A 19,488-nucleotide genomic window follows, 5' to 3' on the forward strand; every position below is an offset into this window, starting at 1 on the left:
TTGGGCCACAGGCGCCGCCCCGTCGCTTAGCCGATCGCTTCTTCCAGCTGATCCTTGCCTTCCGAGGCAATGTCGTTGAACAGCCCAAGCGCCGTGTTGACTGTGTCGAGCGTGCTCGACGCTTCCTTGAAGCCAACCCCAGCATTTGCACCCGCCAGCGTTAGGTTGACGACAACCGGGAATACCTTGTCGAAGATCTGCGCGTATTTCGGATTGCTCGAATTCAGCGCATCCAGCATCTTCTTGAGGTTCGGCGCGTTATTATCCGCGTCCGAGACCCGCTTCATCATATCCGAACACCCATCCAAACCCTTCTGCAACGAGGCACGGGCTTTTTTGAGCTTGTCCAGATACTTACCGGCCTTCTTCGCGTCAGCCTGTTTCATGGCTTTCTCAAGCTTGTCGCATTCCTGCAGGCCCTTCATGATCGCCTGAGACAGTTTGCGCCCACCAACTTCAAGCCCGGCGACTTTGTTTTGCCACAAACCATAGTTCTTGTCGCATTTCGGCAGAGTGGCCAGGAACGGCGTATCGGTGCCCAAAATACCCTTTAGGACTGAGGCACCAACCTCGGCACCGCCCTGAACCTGCTTTTTGGCCTCGCCTTCCGCGGTGCGATACCGCTTGAGGAGCGTGTCCAGATCGCTTTTGAGGTTCTTTTCGACCTTCTCGGCCTCTTGCGCGGCGTCCTTGATCTTATCAGCCAGTTGCGCAACGCCCCGCACCAGCGAGACGATCCCCAAGGCCAGCGACGCGCCGCCTGTTGCGGCCGCACCGGCCACACCCGCGGCCCCACCGACGACACCCAACACGCCAAGCGTGATGTCAAAGCCGGTTTTAACCTTATAATCCTTGTACTGTTGCTTGCGCTTCACAAAGGCCTGCCAGCGCTTGGCCGGGATCGACTCATAGTGCTTTTTGGCACCGTTCATGATGGTCGCGAGCTTGTCGTCGAACCCTTTGATCAACGCCGCGCGTTTCTTTGCGTCGCTGGCCTTCTTGATCGCCGCATCCGTCGCCATCAGCTCTTTGGCGATCAAGGCAACCAGCTTGTCGGTTACTGCATTAGCGTCATCCACCATCTGCTGCGGCGTGACGTAGTCGCCTTCATCTTCCAGAACATCCAGAAGATCATCGTTCAGCTTCAACTGGAACGCATAGCCCTTCAGCTCTTTCAGCCAGTCGGGCTTGTATTTCTTGGTAATCTCGGTGCCCAGATCCTTCTTCCAGATGACAACCGACTTACCCAGTTTCTGCTTGGGCGCATCGGTCGAGGCCGACTTGGCCCGAGCCGCTGCGTCCTTTTTCTTTTCCTCGAGTTCCTTTTCTTTCTTGTCGATGATCTTGGGGTACTTTTTCAGGACCGTCACAGTATCCGAGTGCTTGCTGCCTGCGAGCTTCACAGCCTCGGCCACCTTGCGTTTGACGTTGGACAAGGCTTTCAAAGTCTTGTCCCAATCCATCTGATCTTCGGCGACCTGGTATGCTTTCAAAGCATCTCCCAGGCCGGTCTTCTTCATCAGCTTCGGTTTGTTCTTGGACCACCATTTCTGATCCAGTTCCGGTGTCATAGTCGCCTTCATAAAGTGTCCCCTTTCTCGGTCAGACGCATCATGCGTTGCGCTCAATCAAACCCGTAAGTGAAGTCCCCGTCTGTGACGTCGATCACGACTTTGGAAACTTCTTCGCCCTCCATCATTCTTTTTAGGAACTCTGCCGAGATATCCGGCAGCATTGTATTGGTCACGATCGCGTCGATCATACGACCACCGCTGTCCAGCTCCTGACAACGGTTGACGATCTCGTCCACCACGGCGTCGGTGTATTCGAATGGTACACCATGAGCAGATTCGACGCGCTTCTTGATTCGCCCAAGTTGTAGCTTTGTGATCTCCCCCAGCATCTCGGGGCTGAGCGGATAATAAGGAATCGTCACCAGACGCCCCAGCAGCGCCGGCGGGAACACCTTGAGCAGCGGATCCCGCAGCGCTTTGGCCATGCCTTCCGAATCAGGCATCAGATCCGGATCGGCGCACATGTCCATGATCATCTCGGTACCGACATTCGAAGTCAGCAGGATCAGCGTGTTCTTGAAGTCGATCACGCGGCCCTCGCCATCCTCCATGACGCCCTTGTCAAAGACCTGAAAGAATATCTCGTGCACGTCCGGATGGGCCTTTTCGACCTCATCCAGCAGCACGACCGAGTATGGCTTGCGCCGCACCGCTTCGGTCAGCACGCCACCTTCGCCATAGCCGACATAGCCCGGAGGCGCGCCTTTCAGGCTGCTGACGGTATGCGCCTCTTGGTATTCGGACATGTTGATGGTGATGACGTTCTGTTCGCCGCCATAGAGCACCTCGGCGAGGGCCAGCGCGGTTTCGGTTTTACCTACGCCGCTGGTGCCTGCCAGCATGAAGACACCGATGGGCTTATTCGGATTATCGAGCCCCGCCCGGCTGGTTTGAACCCGTTTGGCGATCATCTTCATCGCATGATCCTGACCAATGACACGTTGGGCCAGGCGGGTTTCCAGGTTCAGGATCGTCTCGATCTCATCCTTGACCATGCGGCCAACTGGGATACCGGTCCAGTCACCCACTACGCTGGCCACCGCCTGATGATCGACGATAGGCAAGATCAGTGGGCTGTCGCCCTGCACTTCTTCCAACTCGGCGTTCTTGGCTTTCAACTCGGCAAGCAGAGCCTCGCGGTCGATGGGCTGGGTTTCAGGGGCTTCCTCGGTCGCGGCTTCGCCTTCAGCGGTGCCGGTGCCTTCGACCTCTTGCCCGCCTGCGCGCAGCTTGGCCCGCAGGTCGAGGATTTCTTCGACCACTTTCTTCTCGGCCTCCCAACGGCCGTTGAGTTCTTCCAGCCGCGCCTCTTCCGCCTCTTTCGCGGCATTCACCGCCTCGCGGCGGTCAGCAACGTCATAGCCTGCGGTCTCGTCCCGTTCTATAATCTCCAATTCGGTGGTCAGAGCCTCAATCCGCCGCTGGCTGTCATCGACCTCGGCCGGAACCGCGTGCTGAGACACCGCGACCCGCGCACAAGCTGTATCCAGCAAGCTGACCGATTTATCCGGTAACTGTCGTGCAGGGATGTAGCGGGCCGAAAGCGTCACTGCCGCTTCGATCCCCTCGTCCAACACTTGCACCCGGTGGTGTTTTTCCAGCATCGAGGCGATGCCGCGCATCATCAGAACCGCTTTTGGAATATCGGGCTCTTCCACATGCACCACTTGGAAACGGCGGGTCAGAGCCGGGTCTTTCTCGATATATTTCTTATACTCGGCCCATGTGGTCGCGCCGATTGTGCGCAACGTACCGCGCGCCAGCGCCGGTTTCAGCAGGTTGGCCGCGTCGCCGGTCCCGGCAGCGCCCCCTGCCCCGACCAACGTATGAGTCTCATCGACAAACATCACAATCGGAGTCGGGCTGGCCTGAACCTCATCAATCACCTGACGCAGGCGGTTTTCAAACTCACCCTTCATCGACGCGCCCGCTTGCAGCAGGCCCACATCCAGAACCAACAGGCGCACATCTTTCAACGCAGGCGGCACGTCACCACGAGCAATCCGCAGAGCAAACCCTTCGACCACGGCAGTTTTACCAACGCCCGCCTCACCGGTCAGGATCGGGTTGTTCTGACGGCGGCGCATCAGCACGTCGACGATCTGGCGGATTTCCTCATCTCGGCCGACGATGGGATCAATCTCACCGTTGCGGGCCTGTTCGGTCAGGTCGGTGCAAAACTGCTCCAACGCCTCACCCTTGCCCATCGCGCCGGGGGCCATCGCGCCGCTGGCCTCACCGGGTTCCGCTCCGCCACCCACGTTCGAACCGTCCTGTGCACCCAGCGTATCCTCGGGTGAGCCATCTGTGGCTTCGCCAAAGCTGTCGGCCAGATCATCGGCGCCGATCTTGGCCAGTTCTGGCGACATGCTGGCCAGAATATTGCGCAGCGCAGGCGTCTTGAGCATGCCGAGGATAAGATACCCAGTCCGCACCTTGCTGTCGGAATACAGCAATGAGCCCCAGACCCAACCGCGCTCCATCGCGTCCATCAGATGATCGGACAGGTCCGAGATTGAGGACGCCCCGCGCGGCAGCATGTCCAGGCTGCGCGTCAGTTCCGATGCAATCTTGCCCGGATCCAGATCGTAGTGCTGGATGATGCGGTGAATGTCGCTGTCCTGGCCGTTCAGGATCTGATGCAGCCAGTGTTGGATTTCGACATACGGATTGCCCCGCATCTTGCAGAACACGGTGGCCCCTTCGATGGCCTGATAGCCCAGCTTGTTCAGCTTACCGAACAGCGACACACGGCTGATTTCCGTCATCTTCAATACCTCTCGTTATGGGCCAGTTCTTCGGCCTCGAATTCTTGTGATACATATCCGGGATACAGGATCAGATCATCCGCATCCGGGCGGTTCTGTTCAGGATCATCGCGGGTTCTTATCCAGCTGGTATGACCCAGCTGCGTCGTTCCACCCAGCGAGGCGCGCGGCACCTCATCACCGGCCAGCACCAGATTGACCTCCCAATCCAGGGTGTCACCGGCATAGGTGCGGATAATCGCCTCCATCCGTTCCTGAGAAACGCCGCCGGGGAGCAGGCGTTTGTAATCTTCCAGCGACAGTGGCCCGATGCGAATACGGAACTTGGCCGCGCGTGACCAGACGCGGTTGCCGATGCTGGTCGATTGCCCCAATCGCGCGGGCGAGCCGAGCTGCCAAGTGTCGTCCGGCTCCAACTCCAACCACGAGCCGACGAACTGCTGCACGTGCGCCTCGACCCCGAAATAGTCCGACAGGATCGCGATTAAGCCTTCGACCGTTTTCGTCCCTGACCCGAGATGCCCAGCAAAGAAACGGCGTAGCATATCCGGCATTGCATCGCGGTCGCTATAGTCTGCACCCTTGAACCCGGCCAAAGCCGCCACGCGCTGTTCAAACGGATCGTCACCCCGGTCAAAACTAGGTGCGGGCTCTGCTGCGGCCCATGCCCGGTAGAGCAAGCTCATCATCCGGTGGGTGAGCATGTCGGCAAAGGCGACAAAAGTCGGGTCGCGGTGGTTGCGCTGTCGGTCGCGGGCGAACTCGGTCAGGTGCAGAGGCAGAGGGCCTTGCGGTCCAAAAAAGCCAAAGAACAGATTGTTAAGCTTGCCCGGCGCGCCGTCGGTCGCCGGTTCAAACCGCGTCAGCGTGTTGGGCGGAAAGGCCAGTGAGACATCCTGCCCTAACCGCACGCGATCCTCGCGCGGACGGCGCGATTCACCAAGACGCGGCGCATCCGCATAATGCGCTTCAATCACCCGCAACGCCTGAAAGACGTGATGCCTTTCAGGATCAGCCGCCAGCGCGGCAAGCAGGCTCAGATGATCCTGCCCAGTCCGGCCGCTGGTCGCCATCTGGCAATCTCTCCTCGTCGTTCGGTTTTTAGCACGGTTTCCGTGAAGCTGTTGATCGTGGTGTATTTGCGGAAGAACCGCTCGAGCACCGCGCCCAGCACATAGACGCTGGTGCCTTCGTAGAAACTTTCGTCGAAGCCCAGCGTGATCTCTAACCCGCGCACCGCCGTGCTGAGGACCTCGTCGCTCATCCGGCGCACAATGGGTCGGCTGGAGACTGAGACTACACCCTCAAGTTGTTTCTCGGTCACGCGGTTGCCAAGCGGGGCATAGATGCCGAGCAATTCGCGCAAAGCGCCCGCCCCGCCTTCTTTCCCGTCGCCCGCAATGGACAGATAATTGAGGCTGAGATGGCTGATCAGCTTCCACGCAGCATCACCCTGAGCCAACGTCGCATGTGGGCGCGTGGGTGTCACCGGCGTCCGGATTGTCTTGACCGGACCACCGTCCGGAAGATGAAAGACGTCATCTCCGCCTGCGGCCAGCAAGAGGGGCAAATCGCGGTTGGAGCACAGCGCCTCAACCGCCAATTGCTCCAACGATCCGGGATAAGGCGCCTGCGCCCGGTCAACCAAAGTCAGGTAAACCTCAGACCCCAGATACGAGGTCCGCACGCCCCGCAGCCGTTCCTTTTCATTACGCTGCCGCATCCGGCGTTTGATCGTGTAATAAGCCGAGTGATTGTCGCCCGCAGCCGTCAGGTCAGTGTCGCTATAGAAAGGGCGGAAAGGAATATCCCCCTCTTCATCCGATTGAATACCGGTGACGCGTTCAATCCCAAATATTTCATAGTCGAGACCCGCAGTGCGGTTCGGAACGACATGATGCTGCGTGTCCATTTGGGTGATATGCACCCGGTCGCAGCGGCGGTGGAACAGGTTCACCGCAGGCACCGCGTTCAGGGCAAAGGCCGCAGGGGTCACGGCGGGGGCGACATCGCGCATCCCGTCCTGCAACAGGATGTAGATATCCACATCCGTGCCCGCCGATTTTTCGAGCGCGGGTCGCAGGCCGGTCAGTTCCACAAAGAGGAACCGTTCCGGCATCGCAAAATATTCCTGCAGTAGGCGATAACCGTCGAAGGACTGGCGCGGGGTAGGCAACAGGGCCTCATCCGCGTCAAACCCTTTGGGTACGACATCGGCAGTCGTCAGCCGGGTGGTCCAATCCGCGCGGCGGTCCGTCGAGCGGCCCGTCAGCCCGACACATTGGGTGGCCAGCAACTCATGCAGGGCCCAAGCCTTACCGCTCTGGGTATCCAGATGCATCACAAGGCTGTCCATTCCCAGCTCGGCCATCGGCTCACCGTCGGTGCGGTTCAAACGCAGGCGAATACCGGCGCGAGCGTCGGTGTCGCGCGCCACCCCAGCAGCCACCAGCTCTCCCCGGCCGTCAATGTACTCGGCTTCGGTGATTTCAATCGGCCAGAGGGTTAGGTCCGAGGAAGTGGTGAACTCACACGCGGTCTGTTCGCCCTCGGCCAAACGCGCGCGCAAGGTGGTGCCTCGCGGGATCGGGTAGCCTTCTTTCAGCGCGGCGTTACCGATGTCAGGCTCCATCTGCGCCACCATCATCGACGGTGTCGGGGCCAGGTAATGCGGATAGACAATCTCGAGCAGGTTCGATGTGAAGGTCGGGAACTGCATGTCCAGTTCCAGCTGAACCCGAGCCGCCAGAAACGCGCTGCCTTCCAGCAGACGTTCGACATATGGGTCAACAACCTCGATCCCTTCCATTCCCAGACGCGAGGCGATCTTGGGGTAGGCATTTGCAAACTCAGCCCCCATTTCGCGCAGGAAGGCCAGTTCGGTTTCGTAATGTTTCAGAAGCCGTGTATCCATCGCGCCTAGCTCCGCTCGATCGAGACTTCGCCGGTGGTCACGTCGACCCGGCTGCGCAGATACAATTCCAGAGGCATGGGTTGTGCCCACATCACGGCGCGGATGTCATAATCCACATGCATCTCGCCCGATTGCTTTTCCGAGCGAAGCTCGACCGCGACCGACCCTTTCACGATCCGAGGTTCAAACACTTCGATAGAATCGGCAATGGACTTCTGAATGCGCTGGGCTTGACGCAGGGTCGAGAACGAGCCCGAGGTCTGGCGAATGCCGTAGTTCAGGACCGACTTGGAGGCGTAAGGATAGACATCCTCATCAATCAGATCGGATTGATCGGTGGTGTTGAGCAACATGGACAGATCGCGCTGAATGATCTCGCGCAGGCGCCCGACGTCAATCACGCGGGAATCCCGCCCCTCTTTCAACTGATCCGGCGCGTCATCCGTCAACCGATCCAGAAGCGAGGGTTGCAGGCGTTCGGCAAGGGTCTTCTCAGCCATCTCCCGCCGTTTCCCCGGCACCGGTCGCCACGTCCAGAACCAGTTCGCGAATGTCCAGCAGCGCGATGTCGGACTTATCTGTCGTCAGCAAACGCTGGCCCAGCCCGACAAAGGTTTCGCCGCCGGCATCGACCCAAGTGGTCGCCCGCGCCAGACGGGCGGCATCATCGCCCTGCTCGGTCGATCCGGCATAGCGTGTTGGGATCAGGGCGGCGAGTTCCCCTCCGCTAGCAACGGTCAGCGTGCAGGCGGTCCAAACCGCGTCACGCAGGTCGCTGGGCGGTTCGATGTCGATCCGCACGATCTGAGAAAACGGCAGCCAGAAATAGCGGCCGTTCACAATCACTTCGAGGACTGGCCCTAGCCGCATATCGGCATCGGCGATCCATTCGAACGCTTCGCCATTGACCGTACCGGATGTCGCGGGTGCTGCATCGAACGCTTTCGCGCGCAGCTCGGCAGCCTGGTCGAAATGCCCACCAGCTGTCAGTTTCTGTGCCTCGATCAGATGGGCCAGCCACTCTTCCGGCTCACCAAAAATCATCGGGGTCTTTTCCCCGGCAAAAACTTTTTCGCGATAGACCTCGCAAATGATGGCCTCACGGTAGGTTTTGGCCATCATCGTGGCCGCTTCATCCATCTCCGCGCTCAGTTTCAACTGGGTGATCGCGCGTTTCCAGTCGCCCATCACACAGAGCAGCTGAAACAGAAAAATCCGCAGCTTGGCGTCTGCGGGATTGGCACGGACTTTATCTTGCAGAGAGGCCAATGTGGCCGCCAGATCGCCTGATTTAAGATGCTCTTCCGGCGTCATGTAACCCTCGCGCAGTCAGGATGGAAAAAGTGCAAAAGCCCCGGCGGCAAATGCCACCGGGACCCATAGTCGTTTTAAACCTTAGCTGACGTCGCCGGTTTCCAGGTTCCACAGGAACTCGTTGCAATCGCTGAGCTTGCCGGTTTTGAAGTCGGCGATCTTGTATTTGACCGAGATGCCACGATACGCGACGGTCCAGGTTTCCGACGGGATCGAGTCTTCGCCGCCATCGACCGAGTAGCTGTCCACGATTGCGTCACGCAGTTTGATTATCAGATAAGGCTCCATGCCTTTCTTTTCGTCGTCGCCAGAACGGCACATGTGGATCAGCATTTCCGAGTTCGACTTGCCCGATGCAACATAGGTCATGATCTTGGCAGACGCTTTGCTGAGCTCGGTGTTCAGAGTCACTTTGCCGAAATTCGCGTTGGCATAACCGCGCTGTGTGGTGCCCATGTCGGACATGTCCAGCGTCCGCTCAACCTCCCACGAGATCGACTTAACCGCGATCCAATCTTTGTGCTGCTTTTCCCGTGCTTCGCCCGGGAAGTCCATCTGTACAAATACGTTTTCCATTTTAGCCTTCCTCTTTTCTAGTTTCTAAACCCGGTTTACCGGAGGGTCGTGACGGCGGCAGTGAAACACATCACATGCCGCCAATTTTTTTGACCTTTATCCAGCTTTTTCGGACGGAAGTTTCGATACGAGACGCAGAGAGACCGACAGGCCTTCCAGCTGATAGTGCGGGCGCAGGAAGAATTTGGACGTGTAGTAGCCTGGATTGCCTTCGACATCTTCCACAACCACCTCGGCCGAGGCCAAAGGCTTACGTGCTTTTTCCGCTTCGGCCGAGATATCGGCGTTGAAGTCCACGTATTGGTTGATCCAGCCCTGCAGCCAAGACTCCATATCCTGACGGCTTTTGAACGAGCCAACTTTGTCACGCACCATGCATTTCAGGTAATGCGCGAATCGGCAGGTCGCGAACAGATAGGGCAAGCGCGCAGCCAGGTTGGCGTTCGCGGTTGCATCCGCATCATCATATTCCGCCGGCTTGTGCAGCGATTGCGCGCCGATGAAGGTCGCCGAATCGCTATTCTTGCGGTGGATCAGAGGCATCATGCCGTTCTTGGCCAGTTCCGCCTCGCGACGGTCCGAAATCGCGATCTCGGTCGGGCACTTCATGTCCACGCCGCCATCGTCGGTTGGGAAGGTATGCGCGGGCAGGCCCTCGACCGTGCCACCGCTTTCCACGCCGCGAATACGCGAGCACCAGCCATATTCCTTGAAGGACCGGTTGATGTTCACCGCCATACCATAGGCCGCGTTGACCCAGCTGTAGCTGTCGCTGTTGGCACCGGTGGTGTCTTCTTCGAACGCGAATTCCTCGACCGGTTCGGTTTTCGATCCATAGGGCATACGACCCAGGAAGCGCGGCATTGCCAGACCGACATATTTAGAATCTTCGCTTTCGCGAAGACTGCGCCATGCGGCATATTCCGGGGTTTGGAAGATCTTGGTCAGATCGCGCGGGTTGGCCAGTTCCGACCAGCTGTCCATCTGGAACAAGCTAGGCTTGGCCCCGGTGATCAAAGGCGCATGCGCCGCAGCGGCGATCTTGGACATCTCGCCCAGCAACTCAATATCCTGCGGGCTGTGGTCGAAGTGATAGTCCGCCACAAGCGAGCCATAAGGCTCACCACCAAACTGGCCGAACTCTTCTTCATAGAGCTTTTTGAAGATGGGCGACTGATCCCATGCGGTCCCTTTGAACTTGCGCAGGGTCTTATGCATGTCCTTCTTCGAGATGTTCATCACGCGGATTTTCAACATTTCGTCGGTTTCGGTGTTGTTCACCAGGTAATGCAGACCACGCCACGCGCTTTCCATCTGCTGGAAATCTTCGTGATGCAGGATCAGGTTGACCTGTTCGGTCAGTTTCTTGTCGATCTCGGCGATGATACCTTCGATCGACCGCAAAGCGTCGTCCGAGATCAGGCCGGTATTGGCCAGCGCCTGTTCGGCCAGCGTCTTGACTGCGCTTTCAACAGCGGTTTTCGCCTGATCCGACTTGGGGCGGAACTCTTTCGTCAGCAGAGCCTCGAATTCCGAGGACCCAAACGCGGTTGCGCCTTCGGCGGCTTCTACCTTGGCTTCTTCTTCGGCCATCTTTTACTCCTCCTCGGCGGCGTCAGCGCCAGGTTTGGGCTGGGCTGCCAGTGTCTTCAGCAGCGACGGGTCCTGCATGATCTTAGAAATCAGATCCTCGGCCCCGGTTTTACCATCCATATATGTCATCAAGTTGGACAGCTGGGTGCGCGCGTCCAGCAGCTCCTTGAGAGGCTCAACCTTCGCGGCAATCGCAGCGGGGCTGAAATCATCCATGCTCTCGAACGTGATATCGACGGCCAGATTGCCCTCTCCCGTCAAGGTGTTCGGCACGGTAAAGGCCGCGCGCGGCGCCATCGACTTCATCCGGTCGTCGAAATTGTCGACGTCAATTTCCAAGAACTTGCGGTCGGCCACGGCGGGCTGCTCGACCTCGGATTTCCCGGCAAGGTCGCTCATGACACCCATGACAAAGGGCAGCTGGACCTTCTTTTCGGCCCCATAGAGTTCAACATCATATTCGATCTGAACCCTCGGAGCCCTGTTCCGGGCTATAAATTTTTGTGAACTGTCAGCCATCTGATGCTCCTCGATTCATCCATCAGTGTTTCTTTTCAATCCGGTGTTCGGCTTGCGCCCAAACGGATCAATAATCGTCATCGTCTTCTTCTTTAATGCCGCCGATCTGGCGCACCTCATCCAGACCTTCTTTTGCCATATCTTCGATAATTGTCAGAAAATCGGCATTCACAAGGCGCTTGGCACGCTCAAGCAAAATTGGCAGAGGGCTGGAGGGCTCGCACCGGGCATAATAATCCATGATGCGCTCCAGCATCCGCGTGACATCTTCGGGCGTGTTGATCGCCCCACCGCCACCGCCGCCCGATGCCATCAGCGCAGCCGGGGCACCCGTTGGGCTGCTTGGGCTGTCATCGTCGCCGGAATCGTCTTCTTCGGCCTCGCCCACATCGGCATAGCTGGCCAACGCCTGCTTGATGCTCTTAAGCGCATCAGACAGAGGCGTCAGATCCGGGCCTTCGCCGGGCGTTTTGTCGCCAAATACAGCGTCGATTGCCTCGACATCATCCAGAGCCGCGGACGCTGCATCGGCATTGGCCTCCAACACCTCGTCATCGGTATCCTTGAACGCGGCCGCAACCCCGGTTGCATCCGGCGCGTCGTCCAGATCTGCGGGCATATTGATGCGACCTTCGGCGACATCCAGATGGCGCAGGGTCATCCGACCGAACATGCGGCTGTCTGTCAAAGCGGTCCGACGCAAGGCGCGTACCATCCGATCAGACGAGGCCAGACCGCGCACCGCATTTATGCGCATAGTGGCATCGCCGTCGTCTTCATCCAACTCGGGGTGGCATGTGTCCCAATTGTCTTCCAGCAGGGATTTCACATAGCCCACCGCCGAGGCAAAGGCGGGAAGGCCTTTGGTGTGCAAAACAGCCTCAGCGAGATAGATGGCGGCGCGGATGTCATGGCTTTTTTCCATGACGGCCAAGGCCTTTTCCTCGACATCGCGCCAGTCCTGTTCCTCGGCCGCGACGACCTCATCGCCCATCTGACGCTCTTCGCCCGGCTGAGCCGCGATCTCAAGGTCCGTAAAGGCCGGATCGTATTCCAGATTTTCACCGCTGGGGGGTTCGTCGTCTCTGGGCTCCAAATAAGATGAAAGGTCCATTTTATTCCCAATACCGTCCTGTTCGATCGCAGCTTGTTGTTCTTGTTGAATCGCTTACAGCAGCGCCTGCAATCTTGTGTATGAATTAGTTCACATGATGGCGAAACTCGCAAACACTTCCAGTTTCCTCTGCGGTTTGTGTGGTTAATCGGTCGCAATGCGCAGACCAGGTCGAGATCAATATACACATTTTCCCGACCCGCCGTACCGTTTGTTTACGCTAGGGCAAGTTCATCATTCCATCGCGAACGTGACCCATTGCAGAAATATCTTCCCGCATGCGCCCTGTTTCTGCAATGTTCAGGGCTAAGACCCGCGACGCAAGACATCGGATGTGGGTTCAACGACCGGCAGCAGAGGTAGGAAGATGAGAAAATCGCTTTTCGGCGCAGTTGTATTGACACTGATGGCCGCAACCGCGCAGACCGATGAGGGCCGCCTTGGAATCGAGCTGAACAAATTCGAACCCGCCGATGGCGGAGGATGCCGCGCGTTCTTCCTGTTTCGCAATCAGACTGACAACAGTTTCGAAGAATTCGAGATGTCGCTGGCCATCCTCGACAGCGATGGCGTGATCGACCGGCTGCTGTCCATCGACGCGGCCCCCCTGCCCGTTCAACGCACCGTGTTGAAACTGTTCGAAATCCCCGAGATCGAATGCTCCAATATCTCTGAGGTGCTGCTGCATGATCTGCCGGCCTGCAAGCCCCAGAACGCCGAACCTCTGGATTGCTTCCCCCTGCTGGCGCTGGGCAGCAAGACCTCAGCCAATCTGGCGCAATAGATCATGTTCGGGCTCGAGACACTGGGCGCAGGAGGCCCAATCATCGCAATCCTTGGCGCGTTGTCGCTGCTTTCGGTCACTTTGATCGTCATCAAGGCGATGCAACTGGCCCCAGTTCGATCCGGCGGAGGCGCGAGGGACACAGCACTGGTGCAGTGGTCCAAGGGCGACAAGCAGGCGGCGCTGGCAGCCGTCGCTGCGGGGAAATCTCCGGCTGATCGCGTCTGCGCCTATGCCATGCAAGCGCTGAACGATGGGTTCAAGGGGCCCGCCTTGATGGCCGAGCTTACACGTCGCGGCAATCAGGAATTCGCTGCCATGAACACATGGATTCGTGTGCTGGAGCTGATCGCGATGATCTCACCCCTGCTTGGCCTGTTGGGGACCGTGACCGGGATGATCCAGTCGTTTCAGGAGCTGGAGTTGGCGCAAGGAGCGGCCAATGCCTCGGTCCTTGCGGGCGGAATCTGGCAGGCCTTGCTGACCACAGCCGCCGGTCTGTTGGTCGCCATCCCCGCCGCTGTCGGGGCATCGCTGCTATCGGGCCGCGCAGAAGCGGGAGCTCAGGCGATTGAGAACGCGGTTGGGCAGTTGATGGTGATCGAGGAACGCGGCACGCAGTAAGGGATCACACATGTCCGCCGAGCTTAGCCTGAACAGACGCAGACCGACACGGCCCCTGATCTCACTGGTGCCGATGATCGACGTGATGCTGATCCTGCTGGTGTTCTTCATGGTGACCTCGACCTATCTGAACCTCGACATGATCCCGGCATTGGCTCAATCGGATCGCCCTGCACCCTCCGGCACCTCAGGTGAACCCGCCAGCGCCGTGGTGATCCGTATCGGAGGCGACGGCGCGCCCTATTTCCGCGGGCAAGCGCTGACCTCTGAGGACCTTGAGGCGCTGTTGTCCGACAGAATCGCCCAGGCCCCGGCAACTCCGGTGATCGTGCTTCCAACCGGCAGTGCCCGCATGCAAGCGCTGGTCACTGTTATGGACGTGGTCACCCGCGCAGGCGTGACCAACATGCGCGTCGTCCGGCTGGAGGCGCGCCCATGAAGATCACCCGCCCTGCCCCACGCCACCACCCCGAAACCATAATCGCCCTGATAGATGTCGTCTTTTTTCTACTGGTCTTCTTCATGCTCATCGGACGCTTGGACGCCACCGCGCCATTCGACGTGACCCCGCCGGTGTCGCAATCCGGAACGGATATGCCAGCGGGAGGATTGACCCTGTCAGTCAGCGCTGATGGCCAATTGGCCCTGGACGGAACAGAGCTTTCGGCGGATCAGATCGCGCTATCGGTCGAGGGGGCGCTGTCCGAACAGCCCGACCTGCTGCTCCGCATCAACGCCCATCAGGATGCCGCTCTGCGCGAGGTCTTGCCCTTAATCGCCGCGTTCGAGGCGATGGGCGCACGGGATGTGGTGTTGGTCGTTACACCTCCGGGTCCGGTCCGATGACGCGCACTCCGTTGATATGGGGCGTTGCGCTATTCTGCTCTGTCGCTATTCACGCTATGGCTGCGGTCGTTCTGCTTTGGTCTACGGAGCCTGAACCCGTGATCGAGCAACCCGTGCCGGAAACGCGGATGCAGCTTTCGGCGCATCAGGTGAAACAAAGCACCGCCGCGCAAGCGCAGCCGGATACAGAGGCGACCTCAACCGAGGAAACAAGCGGCGCGCGATTGGCGCAGGGCCTTATTCCGCAATCCCCGGCCCCAGAGATTGCCGCGAATGCCCTAAGCCTCGCGGCCAGCGACCAGGTGGCCAGCCAAACGCAGGCTCTGGCGGCCGTTCCGGACAAGCCGCAACCTGTTGTTGCCGAACAGGCAGTTCCGGTAACTCTGGCCTCGGCCGAGTTGCCGACGACCACCCTGTCATCCAACCGCGCGCCGACGGATACAGTGGCGTTGACACAACCTTCCTTTGATACCGCTCAGGCCGTGCAGGCGCGGCCCGTCGCTTTGACCCAAACCCAACCGGACGTCCCAAAGGCCAAGGCGGCTGATGTGTTTTCGGCAACCGGCGATTCCTCGATTGATCCCGTAAGCCTCGCCGCCTTTCAAAGTTTCACGCGCCCCGAAGATGCAGGCCAAGCGGCTGAGGACCTGCGTGATGGTATAGACGGTCTGCTGGCCCAGGTACCGTGCTCACGCCTTCAGGTACAGTTCCGCCCAGAAACAAATACCCTCGAACTGATCGGTCATATCCCAGAAAACGGCCTTCGTGGGCCTGTCCTGTCGGCGCTTCAGGCGCAGATGGGGGCCAATATTCAGGTCACCGACAATCTGCTGATCCTTCCCCGACCCCAATGCGGCGCGCTTAGCGGGATCGTCGATGTGGGCTTGCCACAATCGACCGACCAGATCACCAACCCCCTGCTGGTGGGCGATGATATTCACACGCGAGAGTTTCGCTACGCCTCGGGTCAGCAACTGGTCCTTGATCTGACCGGAGCCGACTACGACGCCTATATCTACGTCGACTATTTCGACGCCGACGGTCAGGTCATACACCTGAGCCCAAACGCATCGGTCCCTCTTGCCCGAACACCCGCCAAATCTGCATTCAAAGTTGGCGCTGAAAAACAAGGCGACCCCGGCCTTTTCATAACCATCGGCCCTCCATACGGACAAGAAATCGCAGTGGCCTTTGCGGCATCGACCGCGCTCTTTGACGAGGAAAGACCCTTGATCGAACCGGCGGGACCTTACCTTGAATTTCTCAAGGACCGAGTCGCCGACGCCCGCGCCAAGGACCCAGAATTCAAAGGCGAATGGGTCTATTTTTTCATAACCACGTCCGAATAGGTCAGCCGCGGGCTACCAATCGACCCTTTCATAGGCCTCCGTCTCGATACTCGTAATCTCGGTGTGTGATGGCGAGATAACGTCTTCATTCAAAACATCGTCTGTGTCGTCTTGCGCAGCGTCGGATGAATCAGCATCCCAAGATGCTACATCCCCGTTGCCCGAGGCATTCGCAAAAAACGCGAATTCATCCGGCGCATCGAGTTTCGTAAGCGCATCAACATCTCCAACCTCCATCGAAAACGCGGTTGTCGATGTCACCGGCGCGCCGTTAAAGCCGGTATCCGAGATCACGATCTGGCCTTCAATTGCGCCCTCGAACCCCGGTGGTGGCGAGATTTCAAGGTAGCCGATATCCCAGCCGCTCACATCAACCGGCCCCCCATCCGACATCACCGCGGCCTTTGCGCCTACAATCAGGCTGTTGGCTGGCAACCCCTCAATTGCCACATCCGCCTGATCGCTGGCACCCGTCAGGTCAATGCCAAGCGCCAAGGTCCCATTTTCCTCAATCGCCAAGCCCGGATCCGCCTGGACTAGGGCGCGGCCCTCTGTATCAGGGCCATCCCATTCCAGTTTTAGCCCCGCATGCCCGTAGTTTTCGAAATACCTGACCTCGATATCGTGGGTGCCGGGGTCGAGTTCGATCTGGCCGGCTCGGGTCCTATAGGCGTGCAGACCATCATTCTCGATCACCTCGACACCATTGACGAATAATACGACGCCATCATCCCCTCCGGCAAAGAAGGTGTATATGCCGCCCTCTTCGACCGAAATGCGCCCCTCCAAGCGGGCACCGAATGTGTCTTTTGATCCGCCTTCCCAGAACGAGTCAGCGCTGTTTTTGTAGTGAATTTCAGCCACGATTTCCTGATGACTCGGGCTCGCGCTCCAATCAATGTCGTCCAATTTCAACAATCTACTTTCCACATCGAAGTAACTGGCTTGAAATCCTCCAGCCACTTGCGCAGTCGGGGCAAAAACCTGCGCCGGATGAACCTCGAATGACACTGTCTGGAGCGCATCTTGACGACCACCTAATTCGGTTGGAGTGGAGGAACGTACCCCCACATCAATAGGGCCCGAGAAATCGAATGGAGGTTCTATGGTCAGCGCTCCCCCCTGCCAGCTGCCCATTTCTACTGTCCCGTCTGGACCGGCAGCATGGGTCTGACCGTCCACTTCAACCTGCGTGCCCGGCGGCAATCCATCCAAGGAAAACAGGGTATCATGGCCAATTTCCAAAGCTACTGTGTCAATATCGAAGGCCAGCGGAGTCCCCGCTACAACCTGCGCCTGAGCGACATCCGGAGCCGAAACAAGCTGTTGGCCGTCAAGGCCGGGGCCATCCCATTCCAGTTTCAGGCCTGCTTCGCCCGAATTCTCAAAATAGCGAACCTCGATAGCATGCGCTCCGGGTTCGAGGCCAATCTGGCCCGTGCGTGTTTGGTATCCATGTGAATCGTCCTCATTGATGACTTGTATACCATCAACAAAAAGCATCGCGCCTTCGTCTGCTCCGAGATGGAAAGTGAACGTCCCGCCCTCGGAAACCTGTAGCGTTCCGGAAACCTCAACGCCAAAAGTGTTTCGCGACCCGTCTTCCAAAAAGGACCCGCGGCTAACTTCGTAGTCAATCTCCGTCGTGACCTCCTGATGCACGGCGGGCGCGTCCCAGTTCACGTCCTCAAGTCGCGATACGCCGTGGTCGGCATCGAAATATTTGGCATGAAACCCGGTGCTGATCGACATATCGGGCCTGTCTGCGACAGAGATCGAAAATGTCTCGGTCGTGCTTAGCCCACCTTCGTCGACGACAGTCACATCAACCGTCAAGGCCTCAGCCTCACTGCGATCTAGCGCCACATCCGGTTTCAGACGTAGCTGCCCCCCAATCACTTCGAACCTGTCATCCGAGACCTCGACCCGGTGCGTATCACCATGATCAGGATCATCGAACCGGACCTGACCAATCACAGCGCCCGCGACATGTTCAGCCACGGCGAGCTGCGTTTCGGTCAGAGTGATATTGTCGACCAAAGCGCCATAGGAGTCGTTCTGGCCTTCGGCCTCACGCAGTTCCAGCTTGTCCTGGCCAGTACCAACTACCTGCAGTTGGAACGTCTCCCAATCCGACGATTTTGGATCCAGTTCTGCAACCAGAGTGTCGTTCCAAAACACCTCAACCGTATCGGTACCATTCGCAAGGCGTTCGCGCAGGTCGAAGCCCAGATCATAGAGCTGCCCCTCCTGCGTCTGCACAACCTGAGAGATGCTATCCATGCCCCAGCCATGGTCCATCTCCATCACCTGATCCCCGTCCGAGGCCTGCAGCCCTCCTAGGCGGTCCCATATCTCGATCCCGTTGGCATCGGTCCAGGCACCGGATTGATCATCGTCAAACCCCCTCCACCGGCCCTGTTGGAGATCGAATTCCTCAAAGCTGCCGTTCCGGATCAGGTTTTCTGTTCCGTTTTGAACAGTCAGATCCATCGGCGCTTCGTTGATATCCTGAACCGATATCGAGAATGTTTCGGTGACGCTCAAGCCTCCGGCGTCGGTCGCCTTGATACTGACTTCAATGTGATCTGTGCCCTCGTAGTCCAACGAGATACCCGGCCGCAAGCGCAATTGCCCGTCGGAGATTTCAAAGCGTCCAACCGAGATCTCATAGCTGTGGGCGTCATTCAGATCAGGGTCCACGACGGTAACATTGCCAACCGACGCCCCCATCGCGTTTTCGGCCACTATAGTGCTGTCCAGCGACACTTTTTCTGGGCCTTCGTTCACATTCGCAACGTCGATCGTGAAACGCTCAGTCAAGCTTAAACCGCCTTCATCCGTGACGGTGACATCCACCTCAACACTGACTGCGTCTTCATGGTCGAGCGCAACGCCGGGTTTCAATCGCAACTGACCGTCGACGATTTCGAACCGGGGGTCGGACACCTCAAACTGATGCGGCCCTTCCGAATCCGGATCAAACACCGTAATGGTCCCGACCACCGCGCCTTCATCGTTCTCTGTGAGGCTTGAGCCGTCAAGCATGACATCCTTGGGGGCTTGGTTTTGTTCTTCCTGTGGCTGAGGGGGCGAGACCGCAGGAATTGTCGGAAGGGTGGGCGCGTTCGGCTCGACCTCAGGCGTAACGTCCGGAAATTCAGCCGATATATCGGCAGTAGGAAGCGGTCCGACAGTTGTTTCAGCAGAGGAGACCCTCTCTTGGTGATCCGATTGCCCACTTTCGCCAGATGGGCTTGTATTTAAGGGCGACCCAGCCCGTGCGACAACGCTTTGCGGTACGCTTGCTATGCCTGTTTCAACACCTTCTTCAACCACCGTTCTCTCAGCGAAATTGACGCCCGCCGGAGGTGCTCCGCCACTGGTCTGAGCTTCATCCAGCACCCCTTGCGCCTGTTCGCCGGTATGCAGAGTACTCCTGGTCGGGTCCTCAGCCGAAATTGCAGGTGCCCGTGAAAGATTTTCTGCAATATCCTGCATTTCGCTTTGCTC

General features: G+C 58.4%; 16 protein-coding genes. 5 read left to right on the top strand and 11 right to left on the bottom strand.

Annotated features, from left to right (window positions below):
- Positions 1-26: 26 nt before the first annotated feature.
- The 10 genes from ACP15L_RS12930 to tssA all read right to left on the bottom strand — a co-directional run bounded on the left by ACP15L_RS12930 (position 27) and on the right by tssA (position 12,372).
- Positions 27-1,583, bottom strand: a complete 1,557-nt coding sequence (locus ACP15L_RS12930; RefSeq protein ID WP_425084475.1) for a hypothetical protein — start codon at positions 1,581-1,583, stop codon at positions 27-29.
- A gap of 41 nt (positions 1,584-1,624) precedes the next feature.
- Positions 1,625-4,342 carry a type VI secretion system ATPase TssH gene (gene tssH, locus ACP15L_RS12935; protein ID WP_425084476.1) on the bottom strand — a complete coding sequence of 906 codons (2,718 nt, stop codon included), beginning with the start codon at positions 4,340-4,342 and terminating at the stop codon, positions 1,625-1,627.
- Positions 4,343-4,344: 2 nt separating this feature from the next.
- On the bottom strand, positions 4,345-5,415 hold the full coding sequence (tssG, locus tag ACP15L_RS12940) for a type VI secretion system baseplate subunit TssG (protein WP_170378422.1): 1,071 nt from the start codon (positions 5,413-5,415) through the stop codon (positions 4,345-4,347).
- Positions 5,379-7,256, bottom strand: a complete 1,878-nt coding sequence (gene tssF, locus ACP15L_RS12945) for a type VI secretion system baseplate subunit TssF (RefSeq protein WP_170461487.1) — start codon at positions 7,254-7,256, stop codon at positions 5,379-5,381. The genes tssG and tssF overlap by 37 nt, the downstream gene beginning before the upstream one ends.
- Before the next feature lie 5 nt (positions 7,257-7,261).
- Complete coding sequence (gene tssE / locus ACP15L_RS12950) at positions 7,262-7,756, bottom strand: type VI secretion system baseplate subunit TssE (protein ID WP_170378426.1); 495 nt, start codon at positions 7,754-7,756, stop codon at positions 7,262-7,264.
- Positions 7,749-8,570, bottom strand: coding sequence for a type VI secretion system accessory protein TagJ (locus ACP15L_RS12955; RefSeq protein ID WP_425084477.1), 822 nt, complete (start codon positions 8,568-8,570; stop codon positions 7,749-7,751). Before ACP15L_RS12955 ends, tssE begins: the two co-directional genes overlap by 8 nt.
- An 81-nt stretch (positions 8,571-8,651) precedes the next feature.
- Positions 8,652-9,146, bottom strand: coding sequence for a type VI secretion system tube protein Hcp (locus tag ACP15L_RS12960; RefSeq protein ID WP_170378430.1), 495 nt, complete (start codon positions 9,144-9,146; stop codon positions 8,652-8,654).
- Positions 9,147-9,242: 96 nt separating this feature from the next.
- Positions 9,243-10,739: a type VI secretion system contractile sheath large subunit gene (gene tssC / locus ACP15L_RS12965; protein WP_425084478.1), complete on the bottom strand. Its 1,497-nt coding sequence runs from the start codon at positions 10,737-10,739 to the stop codon at positions 9,243-9,245.
- 3 nt (positions 10,740-10,742) lie between these two features.
- A complete protein-coding gene (tssB, locus tag ACP15L_RS12970; RefSeq protein WP_170378441.1) occupies positions 10,743-11,258 on the bottom strand; it encodes a type VI secretion system contractile sheath small subunit in 516 nt (171 codons plus the stop codon).
- 67 nt (positions 11,259-11,325) lie between these two features.
- Positions 11,326-12,372: a type VI secretion system protein TssA gene (gene tssA, locus ACP15L_RS12975; RefSeq protein ID WP_425084479.1), complete on the bottom strand. Its 1,047-nt coding sequence runs from the start codon at positions 12,370-12,372 to the stop codon at positions 11,326-11,328.
- A gap of 367 nt (positions 12,373-12,739) precedes the next feature.
- Between tssA and ACP15L_RS12980 the strand changes: the two genes are divergently transcribed.
- Genes ACP15L_RS12980 through ACP15L_RS13000 form a run of 5 tightly spaced genes read left to right on the top strand, consistent with a single transcriptional unit; the run spans position 12,740 to position 15,975 of the window.
- Positions 12,740-13,156, top strand: a complete 417-nt coding sequence (locus tag ACP15L_RS12980; protein ID WP_425084480.1) for a hypothetical protein — start codon at positions 12,740-12,742, stop codon at positions 13,154-13,156.
- Between the two features lie 3 nt (positions 13,157-13,159).
- Positions 13,160-13,780, top strand: coding sequence for a MotA/TolQ/ExbB proton channel family protein (locus tag ACP15L_RS12985; protein ID WP_170643312.1), 621 nt, complete (start codon positions 13,160-13,162; stop codon positions 13,778-13,780).
- 10 nt (positions 13,781-13,790) lie between these two features.
- A complete protein-coding gene (locus ACP15L_RS12990; RefSeq protein ID WP_170378449.1) occupies positions 13,791-14,219 on the top strand; it encodes an ExbD/TolR family protein in 429 nt (142 codons plus the stop codon).
- Positions 14,216-14,626, top strand: coding sequence for an ExbD/TolR family protein (locus tag ACP15L_RS12995; RefSeq protein ID WP_425084481.1), 411 nt, complete (start codon positions 14,216-14,218; stop codon positions 14,624-14,626). The genes ACP15L_RS12990 and ACP15L_RS12995 overlap by 4 nt, the downstream gene beginning before the upstream one ends.
- On the top strand, positions 14,623-15,975 hold the full coding sequence (locus tag ACP15L_RS13000; protein ID WP_425084482.1) for a DUF4384 domain-containing protein: 1,353 nt from the start codon (positions 14,623-14,625) through the stop codon (positions 15,973-15,975). Before ACP15L_RS12995 ends, ACP15L_RS13000 begins: the two co-directional genes overlap by 4 nt.
- A 12-nt stretch (positions 15,976-15,987) precedes the next feature.
- Here ACP15L_RS13000 and ACP15L_RS13005 read toward each other — a convergent pair whose 3' ends face one another.
- Positions 15,988-19,476: a PA14 domain-containing protein gene (locus ACP15L_RS13005; protein WP_425084483.1), complete on the bottom strand. Its 3,489-nt coding sequence runs from the start codon at positions 19,474-19,476 to the stop codon at positions 15,988-15,990.
- Positions 19,477-19,488 lie beyond the last annotated feature (12 nt).

It is taken from the genome of Ruegeria profundi (assembly GCF_049800715.1).
In the GTDB taxonomy this organism is placed as follows: domain Bacteria; phylum Pseudomonadota; class Alphaproteobacteria; order Rhodobacterales; family Rhodobacteraceae; genus Ruegeria; species Ruegeria profundi_A.

Bases quoted from the DNA above. Each gene is read 5' to 3' on its own strand.
- ACP15L_RS12980 (WP_425084480.1), top strand. From the start codon at position 12,740: ATGAGAAAATCGCTTTTCGGCGCAGTTGTATTGACACTGATGGCCGCA.
- tssA (WP_425084479.1), bottom strand. From the start codon at position 12,372: ATGGACCTTTCATCTTATTTGGAGCCCAGAGACGACGAACCCCCCAGC.
- ACP15L_RS13005 (WP_425084483.1), bottom strand. From the start codon at position 19,476: ATGCAGGATATTGCAGAAAATCTTTCACGGGCACCTGCAATTTCGGCT.
- ACP15L_RS12995 (WP_425084481.1), top strand. From the start codon at position 14,216: ATGAAGATCACCCGCCCTGCCCCACGCCACCACCCCGAAACCATAATC.
- ACP15L_RS12930 (WP_425084475.1), bottom strand. From the start codon at position 1,583: ATGAAGGCGACTATGACACCGGAACTGGATCAGAAATGGTGGTCCAAG.
- ACP15L_RS12955 (WP_425084477.1), bottom strand. From the start codon at position 8,570: ATGACGCCGGAAGAGCATCTTAAATCAGGCGATCTGGCGGCCACATTG.
- ACP15L_RS12985 (WP_170643312.1), top strand. From the start codon at position 13,160: ATGTTCGGGCTCGAGACACTGGGCGCAGGAGGCCCAATCATCGCAATC.
- ACP15L_RS13000 (WP_425084482.1), top strand. From the start codon at position 14,623: ATGACGCGCACTCCGTTGATATGGGGCGTTGCGCTATTCTGCTCTGTC.
- ACP15L_RS12990 (WP_170378449.1), top strand. From the start codon at position 13,791: ATGTCCGCCGAGCTTAGCCTGAACAGACGCAGACCGACACGGCCCCTG.
- tssB (WP_170378441.1), bottom strand. From the start codon at position 11,258: ATGGCTGACAGTTCACAAAAATTTATAGCCCGGAACAGGGCTCCGAGG.
- tssF (WP_170461487.1), bottom strand. From the start codon at position 7,256: ATGGATACACGGCTTCTGAAACATTACGAAACCGAACTGGCCTTCCTG.
- ACP15L_RS12960 (WP_170378430.1), bottom strand. From the start codon at position 9,146: ATGGAAAACGTATTTGTACAGATGGACTTCCCGGGCGAAGCACGGGAA.
- tssG (WP_170378422.1), bottom strand. From the start codon at position 5,415: ATGGCGACCAGCGGCCGGACTGGGCAGGATCATCTGAGCCTGCTTGCC.
- tssE (WP_170378426.1), bottom strand. From the start codon at position 7,756: ATGGCTGAGAAGACCCTTGCCGAACGCCTGCAACCCTCGCTTCTGGAT.
- tssC (WP_425084478.1), bottom strand. From the start codon at position 10,739: ATGGCCGAAGAAGAAGCCAAGGTAGAAGCCGCCGAAGGCGCAACCGCG.
- tssH (WP_425084476.1), bottom strand. From the start codon at position 4,342: ATGACGGAAATCAGCCGTGTGTCGCTGTTCGGTAAGCTGAACAAGCTG.